Here is a 10,697-nt window from a genome sequence, read left to right as displayed (position 1 = left end):
TTATCTTTCGGACGTGAACGCGCTCCCTGACCTTGGCGGCCACGCGCCGCTGTATCTCCTGATCGCCGGTGTCGTCGCGGTGATGATCGTCGCGCGGCGGGTGCCGTTCATCGGTCGGCTGGTGTCGTTCGCGTTCACCGCCGGGTCGATCGTGCTGGTGCTGGTCATCCTGTCCGAACGCGCGCAGTTCGACCCGATGTTCGCGCGGATGGCGCAGCGCTTCCAGATGGGGCAGCAACAGGCGGTCGGTGGCGAAACGCGGGTCAACATGTCGCCCGACGGGCATTTCTGGGTGCGCGTGAAGATCGGCGATTACGAGAAGCGGATGCTCGTCGACAGCGGCGCGACCGTCACTGCGCTCAGCGCCGATACCGCCGCCGCGGCGGGGATCGAACCGCGCGATGCGATGATGCCGGTGATGATGCAGACCGCCAATGGCACCGTCGCCGCGCAGACCGCGACCGTGCCGGAGATTCGGATCGGCAACGTCGTCGCGCGCGACGTGCCGGTGGTGGTGTCCCCCGCCTTTGGCGACATGAACGTGGTGGGGATGAATTTCCTGTCGCGCCTGAAATCGTGGCGGGTCGAGGACGGGGTGCTGATCCTGCAGCCGCATCACCCGCAGGGGTGAGCCGAAGGCCGCTGCTGAGGGTCGCCTTAGAAGCTGACCGTCGTCCCCATGTCGAGCGACGCGAGCACGATCGGTGCCTTGGTCTGCTGCTCGACCGCATCGTCGCCAGCCGGGGCATGATCGGAATAGATGAAGCCGCTGGTCGGATAAGCCGAGGTGCCGAGGTCGCCCTGCGGACCGTACCAGACCTTGACCATGCTCCAGTCGCCGCCCGGCGAAACGTCGATCGCGCGGACATCGCGCTCGATCCCGCCGCGGTGCGACCAGTTGGCGTGAGTCAGCAGGACTTCGCGGTCGCTGACGACTTCGCTGACCATCGCGACATGGCCGAGGCGCATCCGGTTGGTTGCAGTGAAGGCGAGGACCGCGCCGACCTTGGGGGCGTGGCCGCGCGCATAATGGCCGGCGGCCTGCGACCACCAGGTGTTCGCATTGCCGCGGATCTCTATCCCCGAAATCTGCCGGGCGTAGGGCGCGCACTGCCAGAACTGCGCCATCGCCGGGGTCGCCGTCATCAGGCCGCACGCAACCATCAGCGCAAAGCGCGCTGTCAAAGCCTTGAAATTCATGGGACCCCCACGGTCTTGAAACTGGTCTAGGTCGTCGTTGATCCTGTCAAAGCAGGTCGCAGGCCGCATGAAAACCCTTGCTCCCCGATGAACGGAACCTTTTCCGATGAAGCGAGTTGGGCGCGCGGTGACTGCCATTTCGCGGCCTGTCGACAGCCCCGCGAAACACGATCCTGCTCGCCAAGCGGCTGGATCGGGGCTAGGAATCATTGCCATGAACCGAACCGCTACGGCGTTATGCCTGCTGCTTGCCGCCTGCTCGCCCGGCGGAGGATTCGGCAACGATGCGGGCCTGTACGATACCAACACCACCGCGCCCGCGCCCGGCGTACAACCGGTCCAGATCGGCGAGGGCGGCTCCGCGTTCCAGGCGTGCGCGGGGCTGGGCGAGGTCGTCAACCTGTCGCCCGGCGGCGAGGCGTATCTCCCCTTGCGCGCCGCCCCCTTCGCGGAGGCGGACGAAGTCGCGCGGCTCGGCGCGGGAACGCGGGTGTTCCGCTGCACGCGCTCGCTCGACCAGCGCTGGCAGGGCGTCGTCGTGGTGCCCGCCGATGGATCGGAGTGCGGCGTCGCCGCCCCGATTGCCGCGCCCCGCCCTTATGCCGGGCCGTGCAAGTCGGGCTGGGCGCTGACCGGGTTCATCCGGCCGATTGCGGGTTAGGGCTATCCGGCGGTAAGAACGCGGCGGGTGCCCGGCGGTTACGCCGCCGAACTCGCCCGCAACCGCGCATCATGCTCCGCCCGCCCGAACGGGAAGCGCGCGTAGCATAGCCCCGCCGCGACGTAGAACCCCAACTCCAGCACCACGAACACCACGGTCAGCCGGTCGATCGTCGCGACCGGCACCAGCCCCGGCTTTGCCCCCGCCGGAAACGCCGCGAACGCCAGGATCCGCCCCGCGACGAAGATGCCCAGCCCGCCGACCAGCTTCTGCACGAAGAACCCGCCCGCGAAGAACACCCCCTCCGAGCGCTTGCCGGTCCGGACCTCCGAATCCTCGACCACGTCGGACAGCATCGCCGCACCGAGGATGAACGCCGAGACCCCACACGCGGTATTGGCGGCGAAGATCGTCAGCAACACCGGGAGCAGCAGCGGCGACCCGGGCTCGGGGAACACGCCTGCGAACCGCAGCAGATACGGCGCGGTCAGCAACAGCCCCGCGCAGAAGGACAGCGCCATCGCGCTGCGTGGCTTGTCCCCGCCGCGCGTCAAGGCGGGCGCGAGGAAGAACGCGCCGAGCGCCCCCGCCATCAGCGCGATCGACAGATAATTATAATCCCCTTGCGCGAACACCCAGACGAACTGGTACATGTACAGCGAGAGCGCGAACGAGATCCCCTGCGCGGTATAAGCGAACAACCCCGCCGCCATCAGCCACAGGAACCCGCGGTTCCACACCGTCCGCCCGAAATCGCGCAGATGCTCCGCGAACGTCTCGTCCGAGCGCGGCACCTGCGGCAGGCGCGGGATCTCCGGGTGCAGCCCGACCGAGGAGACGAGGATCGACGTCGCCATCACCAGCGCCGCCACGACCGCCATCCGGGAATAGCCATCCGCGTTGAGCGTCCCGACCGGATGCGTCGCATCGGGCACAAGGAACACACCATACGCCAGCGCGAGCATCGCCAGCCCGCCACCCCAGCCGAACAGATAGCGGTAGGAGAACAACCGCGTCCGCTCGTCATAATCCGCGGTCAGTTCGGGCCCCAGCGCCGCGCCCGGAATTTCGAACATCGACAGCGCGACCCGCACCAGCAACGCGCTGCCGAACACGTACAGCAGCATCGTGCCCTGCGACAAAGCGGGCGGGTTCCACAGCAACAGCCAGCCGATCGCGACCGGCAGCGCCGAGGCGTACATCCACGGATGCCGCCGGCCCCACCGCCCGCGCGTATGATCCGAGAGATAGCCGACCAGCGGATCGACGAACGCCTCGACCACCAGCGCCGCCATGATCGCAAGCCCGACCGAGGCGGCGGGCAGGCCGATCACCTGATTGTAGAACAACAGCAGGAAGGTCGCGAAGCCATTGTCCTTCACGCCATACGCGATCGACCCGATCCCGAACGACAGGCGGCTGCGCAGCGACAGGCGTCGCGCGGGGGGCGCGACGATCTGGGGCGTCACGAAGCGAAGGCCTCCAGCGCGGCGAACATCGAGGGGGCCTTGGGGTCCCAGCTGTGCCGCGGGCCGATCGTCAGCCCGCCATCGACCACGATCCGCGTTCCCGTGACGAACGACGCATCCTCGCTTGCGAGATAGGCGACCGCCGCCGCGATATCGTCCGATGTCCCCGCGCGCTGGAGCGGCTGCGCCTGCGCGGCCGCCTGGCCGATCATCCCGTTCGCCAGATCGCGCTTCTCGCCTGCGATGCCGAGCGCGGAGGTGAAGATGTTGGTCGTGATGAACCCCGGGCACACCGCATTGACGCGGATCCGGTGCTGCGCGAGATCGGCGGCGGCAAGCGTGGTGAGGTGGAGCACGCCCGCCTTGGCGACCGAGTAAGCGGTCGGCGCCGCGCCGGTCTGGAGCGCCGCCACCGACGCCGTATTGACGATCGCCCCGCCGTGCCCGCGCGCGATCATCAACGGCGCGGCATAGCGGATCCCGAGCGCGACCGAGCGCAGCAAGAGCGCCTGCGTCCGGTCCCAATCCTCGGGCGAGATCGCATCGATCAAATCGCGCGACCCGCCCGCGCCCGCATTGTTGAACACCACGTCGAGCCCGCCCGCGGCATCGGCGGCGTGCATCAGCGCCTCGATCTCACCCGCCTGGAGCACGTCGGTCCGCTGGAAGTGGATTCGCCCGTTCGACGTGTCGGCGACTTCCGCGCCGCCCGCCTCGTCGATGTCGCCGATCCAGACCTCGGCACCCTCGCGCGCCAGCCGAAGCGCGGTTGCGCGGCCGATTCCCGAGGCCCCGCCGGTGACGACGGCCCGCTTGCCCGCAAAACGCATCCTGCTCTCCTGTACTTTTGGTCATACTAGTACGGGGGTTTAGCTGGTCAATGCGCCACGTTGATGATGATTTTGGAATTTCGGGTTTGCGGGCGGCGGCGGTTTGCGGCATCGCCGTCGGCACGACTTCGCCCCCAGATACGATGCGAGAGGATTCATGGCACTCGACCCCGAAACCTTCGATGCGCTGATCGACACGGTCCGCCGGTTCGTCGCCGAACGGCTCCGCCCGCTCGAGGCGCAGGTCGAGGCGGATGACGCGATCCCCGCCGACGTCGTGCAGGACATGCGCGAGATGGGGCTGTTCGGCCTGTCGATCGACGAAGCGTATGGCGGGCTCGGGCTGACGATGCTCGAGGAAGCAAAGGTCGCGATCGAGCTCGGTCGCACTACGCCCGCGTTCCGCTCGACCTTCGGGACCAACGTCGGGATCGGCAGCCAGGGCCTCGTGATGGCGGGAACGCCCGAGCAGAAGGCGGCATGGCTCCCGCGCATCGCGAGCGGCGAGATCATCACCAGCTTCGCGTTGACCGAGCCCGAAGTCGGAAGCGATTCGGGCGCGGTGAAGACTCGCGCGACCTTCGACGGGCAGGCGTATCGGCTGTCGGGGACGAAACGCTACATCACCAACGCTGACAAGGCCGACCTGTTCACCGTGATGGCGCGCACCGGCGAACAGCCCGGCGCGCGCGGCGTGTCCGCCTTCCTCGTCCCGCGCGATCTCGCCGGGGTCAGCATCGGCGAGCCCGAGAAGAAGATGGGGCAGAAGGGCGCGAAGGTCGCCGACGTCCATTTCGACGATGTCGTCGTGCCCGCGGAGAACCGGCTCGGGGCGGAGGGCGAAGGCTTCAAGATCGCGATGCGCGTGCTCGATCGCGGGCGGCTCCACATTTCGGCGGTCTGCGTCGGCGTCGCCGAGCGGCTGATCGCGGATTGCGTCGCTTATGCGACCAGCCGGACGCAATTCGGCAAGCCGATTTCGGAGCATCAGTTGATCCAGGGGATGCTCGCGGATTCGAAGACCGAGGCGCTGGTCGCGCGCGCGATGGTGCTGGAGACCGCCGCCGCGAAGGATGCGGGCAAGGACGTGGTGATGGAATCCGCCGTTGCTAAATATTATGCGAGCGAGATGGTCGGCCGCGTCGCCGACCGCGCGGTGCAGATCTTCGGCGGTGCAGGCTATATCGCGGATTACGGGATCGAGCGGCTGTACCGCGACGTCCGGCTGTTCCGCATCTACGAGGGCACCAGCCAGATCCAGCAGATCATCATCGCGCGCGAGACGATCAAGCGGGGGGGGTAAATCTCCCTCTCCCCGCTTGCGGGGAGAGGGTCGGGGAGAGGGGCAGTCCGGCAACAACCAGCGATAGGGTCGTGGAGAGACTGCCCTCTCCCCGGCCAGTTTTGTGGAACGGCGGGAGCGGAATGCCCCCGGCATTCCGCAGGTCGGGTCCGGGGGACCCGACCGACCCGCCGTTCCACAAAACTCCCGCAAGCGGGAGAGGGAGAAGAAGAATGGACACGACCAACCTGTTCCGGCTCGATGGCCGCATCGCACTCGTCACCGGGGGCTCGCGCGGGATCGGCAAGATGATCGCGGCGGGCTTCATCGCGCAGGGCGCGACCGTCTATATTTCGGCGCGAAAGGCCGAAGTCTGCTTCGAAACCGCCAAGGAACTGGGCGAAAACTGCATCGCGCTGCCGCAGGACGTGTCGACCGTCGCGGGCTGCAAGGCGCTCGCCGCGCAACTGGCGGAACATACCGACCGGCTCGACGTCCTCGTCAACAATGCGGGTGCCGCGTGGGGCGAGCCGTTCGAGGCGTTCCCGGAAAAGGGCTGGGACAAGGTGATGGACCTCAACGTCAAGTCGCCCTTCTTCCTGACGCAGGCGCTCCACGAACCGCTCAAGGCCGCCGCGAGCGCAGGCCGCCCGGCCAAGGTGATCAACATCACCTCGATCGACGGACAGCGGCTCAACCCGTGGGAGACCTATAGCTATCAGGCGTCGAAGGCGGCGCTGATCTATCTTACCAAGCGGATGGCGGCGCGCCTTGTGACCGACCACATCAACGTCACCTCGATCGCGCCGGGCGCGTTCGCGAGCGAGATGAACAAGGCCGCGCGCGACCATGGCGAGGCGATCGCGCGGAGCATCCCCGCCAAGCGCATCGGCGTCGACGAGGACATGGCGGGTGCCGCGATCTACCTCGCGAGCCGCGCGGGGGACTATGTGATCGGCGACACGATCACGGTCGACGGCGGGCTGGTCCACGCCGCGCTCGGGACGAGCATCGACGCCTGAAGGTTGCGGCGCTTCGCCGGGGCGGGGGAGTCCGACCCCGGGGACGCCGCCGCACTACCCCCTCCGGGGCAAGCAAAATGCCGTCTCCAGTTTCGCAAGACTCCTGTGCGCCTGCCTTCGCAGGGCACAGGAGTCTCGTCTCCGTCGGCAAGCGGTGTGTTTGGACCGTTATGCCTTGCCCGGTGCGAACGTCATGCCTGCGCCGTTCATGCAATAGCGCTTGCCGGTCGGCTTCGGGCCGTCGTCGAACACATGCCCGAGATGCCCGCCGCAGCGGCGGCAATGGACTTCGGTCCGCGCCATGCCGAACGACCCGTCGACCCGGGTCCGTACTGCGTTCGGCAGCGGTGCCCAGAAGCTCGGCCAGCCGGTGCCGCTGTCGAACTTGGTCTTGGCGGAAAATGCCGGCAGTGCGCAGCCGCCGCAGGAAAACGTCCCCGCGCGATGCTCGTTGTTGAGCGGGCTCGTATAGGGCGTCTCGGTCCCTTCGCGGCGGAGGATCTGATAGGCGGCGGGCGACAGCTTTTTCTTCCACGCGGCGTCGCTGAGGGTGACTTCGAACGTCTCGGGCGGGCTCGCGGTCGCGCCCTTGCAGCCGAACAGCGCGAAGGCGGCGACGCCCGATCCGGCAAGCGTCAGGAAATGGCGGCGGTCATGCATCGAAAAATGTCCTGCTCGGTAACGGGGCCCGGTACACCCCATGTGGGAGCTACGCGCCCCGTCGCCAAGCGGACGCAGCTCAATAGCGGGTGATCTCCACCGGCAGCTTGCGATAGCCATGGACGAAGCATGCCGAGACCCGCTCCGGCGCGCCGAGCATGTTGACCCGCATCCGCCGCTTCGCCATTTCCTCGAGCAGCACCGAAACCTGCAGCTCGGCCAGCCGCGCGCCGACGCAGCGATGGATGCCGTGCCCGAAGGCGAGGTGACGGCGCGCATTGGGCCGGTCGACCAGGATGCGGTCGGCATCCTCGAACACGCTCTCGTCGCGGTTGGCGGAGATATACCAGAGGATCAGTTTGTCCCCCGCGGCGATCCGCTGGCCTTCGAGTTCGGTATCGGTGGTGGCGGTGCGGCGCATGTGCGCGAGCGGGGTCTGCCAGCGGATGATTTCCTGCACCGCATTGTGGATCAGGCCGGGGTCGGCCTCCAGCTTTGCGCGCGAGTCCGGAAACTGGTCGAGCCCGTAGGCGACCGCACTCATCGTGTTGCGCGTCGTGTCGTTGCCGCCGACGATCAGCAGGATCAGGTTCCCGAGGAACTCCAGCTGGTCCATTTCCGCCATCGCGTCGGAGTGAATCATCATCGAGATCAGGTCGGGCGTCGGTTCCTTGCCGACCTTGTCGTTCCACAGTTTCTGGAAGTAGCCGCCGCATTCATACATGTGCTGCAACCGCTGCGCGCGCAGCTCGGCGGTCTTGACGAGTTCGACATCGCCCGCCCAGTCCGACCAGAAGGTGAGCTTGCGCCGGTCCGCCCACGGAAAGTCGAACAGGATCGCGAGCATCTGTGTGGTCAGCTCGACCGCGACGCGGTCGACCCAGTCGAACGGGGTGTTCCAGTCGAGCCCGTCGAGGATCTCGGCGGTGCGCGCGCGGATGGTTTCGGTCAGCCGCACCATTTCGGAAGGGGTGAAGGCGGGGGCGACCGTGCGGCGCTGGCCGGTGTGCTTGGGCCGGTCCATCGCGATGAACATCGGCATCTTCACGTCGCCGCGATCCTCGATGAAATCGGCGATGGTGATCCCACCCGCCTGGCTGGAATAGAGATCGGGGAGCGATTCGACCGCGACGATCGGCTTGTAGCTCGACACCGACCAATAGGCCCCGAAGTCCGAATGTTCGACACGGTGGACCGGGCTGGTCGCGCGGAGTTCGCGGAACGGCGCGTGCCACAGGTCGTCGCTGTACAGCTCGGGTCGGCTGACATCGAAAGGGTCCACCGGCATCACGCTGACGGAATCCGACTCGATCGCTGCGGTCGCCATAGGCTCTCTCCCTTTTTGGGGAAGAGAACCTCTAACTGACACCCATGTCAACAGCGTTCTCTTGGACGGCCCGGCGGCGCTTCCAGCGGAAGCTTCCGCTCCCCGATTGCAGCACGCCACGCCGGAACGCGCGGACCCCGATGGCGATGAAGATCGCGACCCACAGCGCCTGCCACAGCAAGGCGAGCACGTGGACGCCGAGGCTCGCCGACTGCGCCGCGCGGCCCGCCATGTAATAAGGCGAGCTGAGCGGGAAGATTGCGGCGAAGGTGCTGATCCAGCTGTCGGGCTTCGACACCGCGACCGCGCCGAGCCCGAACATCGCGACCTGGATCAGCGTGATCGGCAGCGACAGCAACTGGATTTCGCGGACGCTCGCCGCCTGCGCGCCGACCCCGAGGAAGACCGCGCCGAGCAGCATGTACGCCATCGTGAAATAGGCGAAGAACAGCAGGGTGAACAGCGGCAGGCCGATCGTCGGGGTTAGCCCGGAAAGGCCCGTCGCGAAGGTCGGCGGCAGCAGCAGCGTCGCCTGGCTGAGCAGCGTGCCCCAGAACAGCAGGAACAGCACCGCGACCCCGAACGTGCCGAGCAGCTTGCCGAAGAACACCGATTCGAGCGGGACCGCGGCGGCGAGCACCTCGATCACCTTGTTGCCACGCTCCTCCGCGACCCCGCTGACGACCTGCCCCGCGAGCAGCAGCGTGAGGAAGAACAAGGCGAACACCGCGAAGAAGCCGGAGGCGTTCGCGCCGCGCAGCGACGAGGTGCGCCGGGAGACGATCGTCTTGGTTACGGTGCTGAGCGGAGCCACGCCGCTGCGGTCGGCGCGCAGCATCTGCTCGGCAAGCGCGGCGAGATAGTCGCCCGCGCGGGCACTCGTCGGCGTGTGGAGCACCTGCGGCGTGGCGAGCGGGCCGTAGAGCACCGCCACGACATCGATTCGGGTGTCGTCGAACCGCGCGCGCGCCTGCGCGGCCGGGTCGGCGCCCGGCGCTTCGGTCTGGAGCAGCGGCGGTGCCTCGTCCGGGTTGCGGTAGAGCTGCCGCAACCGCAGGTCGAGCGCGGCGATATCGGCGCTGCGTGCCGGGTCGACGATCGCGACGATCCGCGTCTTGGCGTCCGCGCCCTTTTGCGCGGCATCCGCGCCAAGCCCGCCGATCGCGCCGAACGACCCCATCACCACCGGCGCGAGCAGGAAGATCAGGAAGGTCGGCGTGAACACCGTTGCGACGAAGTCGCGCCGCGCGATCGTCCAGATCTGGCGGAGCAGGATGCGGAACCGGCTCATTGCTTGCCCTCCAGCGCGGCCTTGCCGACGACCTTGACGAACACGTCGTGGAGCGACGGCCGCTCGATCGACAGGCCCGAGATGCCATGCCCCGCGGCGATCAGCGTGGCGAGCACGCGCTCGACCCCGTCGTCGGGAACGGTGAAGCGCCAGCCATCGCCGACATGCTCGGCATCGGCGGGAAGATGCGCGGCGACGCCGGGGTCGTCGCGCGTCGGCGTGTAGAGCGCGCGCATCGGGAGCAGCGCGCGCGCGTCGGCGACCGTCCCCTCGAACCGGCGCTTGCCCCCCGCGATGATCGCGAGCCGGTCGCACAGGCGTTCGGCGTGCGCCATTACGTGCGTCGAGAACAGCACGGTCGCGCCACGGTCGCGTTCGGCGAGGATCAGCGCCTCGAGCCGTTCCTGGTTGACCGGGTCGAGCCCCGAAAAGGGTTCGTCGAGCACGAGCAGGTCGGGCTGGTGGACGACCGAGCCGAGCAACTGGACGAGTTGCGCCATCCCCTTGGACAATTTGCGGATCCGCGTGTCGACCGCATGGCCGAGCCCCGCCGCCTCGAGCAGCCCGACCGCGCGCTTGCGCCCGGTTTTGAGATCGAGCCCACGCAGCGCGCCCATGAAAGCGATCGCATCCTTGGCGCGCATCGCGGGATAAAGCCCGCGTTCCTCGGGGAGATAGCCGACCCGGTCGCTCACCTCGCGCGGGCGATCATGCCCGAGCAGCGTGCGGCTTCCCGCGTCGGGTTCGATGATCCCGAGCAGCATCCGCAGCGTCGTCGTCTTGCCCGCGCCGTTCGGCCCGAGCACCCCGTAGATCGCGCCCTTCGGCACGACGATGTCGACGCCGTCGACGACGCGTCGCCCGCCGAACAGCTTGACCAGCCCCGATGCGTCTACCGCGCGTTCCTGCCCCAACGCCAATTCCCCCGATAGCCGTCCCCGTGGTAGCGGGGTGT

Annotated in this window: 11 protein-coding genes; 4 read left to right on the top strand and 7 right to left on the bottom strand. The window is 67.8% G+C overall.

Translation table 11 applies throughout. The features are described 5' to 3' along the window. Nucleotides 1-13: 13 nt before the first annotated feature. Nucleotides 14-631: a retropepsin-like aspartic protease family protein gene (locus RI03_RS15520; protein WP_010162235.1), complete on the top strand. Its 618-nt coding sequence runs from the start codon at nucleotides 14-16 to the stop codon at nucleotides 629-631. Nucleotides 632-657: 26 nt separating this feature from the next. On the opposite strand, the gene RI03_RS15515 is transcribed toward RI03_RS15520, so the two are convergent. Next, nucleotides 658-1,200 carry a CHAP domain-containing protein gene (locus RI03_RS15515; RefSeq protein WP_010218460.1) on the bottom strand — a complete coding sequence of 181 codons (543 nt, stop codon included), beginning with the start codon at nucleotides 1,198-1,200 and terminating at the stop codon, nucleotides 658-660. Between the two features lie 214 nt (nucleotides 1,201-1,414). On the opposite strand from RI03_RS15515, the gene RI03_RS15510 reads away from it, so the two are divergent. Then, entirely contained in the window at nucleotides 1,415-1,861 is a 447-nt protein-coding gene (locus tag RI03_RS15510) for a hypothetical protein (RefSeq protein ID WP_010218458.1), read from the top strand. Between the two features lie 38 nt (nucleotides 1,862-1,899). Here RI03_RS15510 and RI03_RS15505 read toward each other — a convergent pair whose 3' ends face one another. Next, nucleotides 1,900-3,330, bottom strand: coding sequence for an MFS transporter (locus RI03_RS15505; protein ID WP_010218457.1), 1,431 nt, complete (start codon nucleotides 3,328-3,330; stop codon nucleotides 1,900-1,902). Continuing rightward, entirely contained in the window at nucleotides 3,327-4,160 is an 834-nt protein-coding gene (locus RI03_RS15500; protein WP_010218456.1) for an SDR family NAD(P)-dependent oxidoreductase, read from the bottom strand. Before RI03_RS15500 ends, RI03_RS15505 begins: the two co-directional genes overlap by 4 nt. A gap of 157 nt (nucleotides 4,161-4,317) precedes the next feature. Here RI03_RS15500 and RI03_RS15495 point away from each other — a divergent pair, with 157 nt between their 5' ends. Further along, the gene (locus RI03_RS15495) at nucleotides 4,318-5,463 is read left to right on the top strand and encodes an acyl-CoA dehydrogenase family protein (protein ID WP_010218454.1); all 1,146 of its coding nucleotides are present in this window, start codon (nucleotides 4,318-4,320) and stop codon (nucleotides 5,461-5,463) included. Nucleotides 5,464-5,675: 212 nt separating this feature from the next. Beyond that, entirely contained in the window at nucleotides 5,676-6,464 is a 789-nt protein-coding gene (locus tag RI03_RS15490; protein ID WP_010218453.1) for an SDR family oxidoreductase, read from the top strand. Nucleotides 6,465-6,632: 168 nt separating this feature from the next. Here RI03_RS15490 and msrB read toward each other — a convergent pair whose 3' ends face one another. The 4 genes from msrB to RI03_RS15470 form a co-directional block, all read right to left on the bottom strand. Then, nucleotides 6,633-7,124 (bottom strand): peptide-methionine (R)-S-oxide reductase MsrB, encoded by a 492-nt coding sequence (gene msrB, locus RI03_RS15485; RefSeq protein ID WP_010218452.1) that lies wholly within the window; start codon nucleotides 7,122-7,124, stop codon nucleotides 6,633-6,635. A 79-nt stretch (nucleotides 7,125-7,203) separates the two neighbouring features. Then, nucleotides 7,204-8,451, bottom strand: coding sequence for a cytochrome P450 (locus RI03_RS15480; RefSeq protein WP_010218451.1), 1,248 nt, complete (start codon nucleotides 8,449-8,451; stop codon nucleotides 7,204-7,206). Nucleotides 8,452-8,482: 31 nt separating this feature from the next. Beyond that, nucleotides 8,483-9,742 carry an ABC transporter permease gene (locus tag RI03_RS15475; protein ID WP_010218450.1) on the bottom strand — a complete coding sequence of 420 codons (1,260 nt, stop codon included), beginning with the start codon at nucleotides 9,740-9,742 and terminating at the stop codon, nucleotides 8,483-8,485. Then, nucleotides 9,739-10,662: an ABC transporter ATP-binding protein gene (locus RI03_RS15470; RefSeq protein ID WP_010218449.1), complete on the bottom strand. Its 924-nt coding sequence runs from the start codon at nucleotides 10,660-10,662 to the stop codon at nucleotides 9,739-9,741. Before RI03_RS15470 ends, RI03_RS15475 begins: the two co-directional genes overlap by 4 nt. Nucleotides 10,663-10,697: the final 35 nt, after the last annotated feature.

Source organism: Sphingomonas sp. PAMC 26621 (genome assembly GCF_000251145.1).
Lineage (GTDB): Bacteria > Pseudomonadota > Alphaproteobacteria > Sphingomonadales > Sphingomonadaceae > Sphingomonas.
The sequence above is the reverse complement of the archived record's forward strand: the minus strand, read 5'-3'. Positions and strand labels throughout refer to the sequence as shown.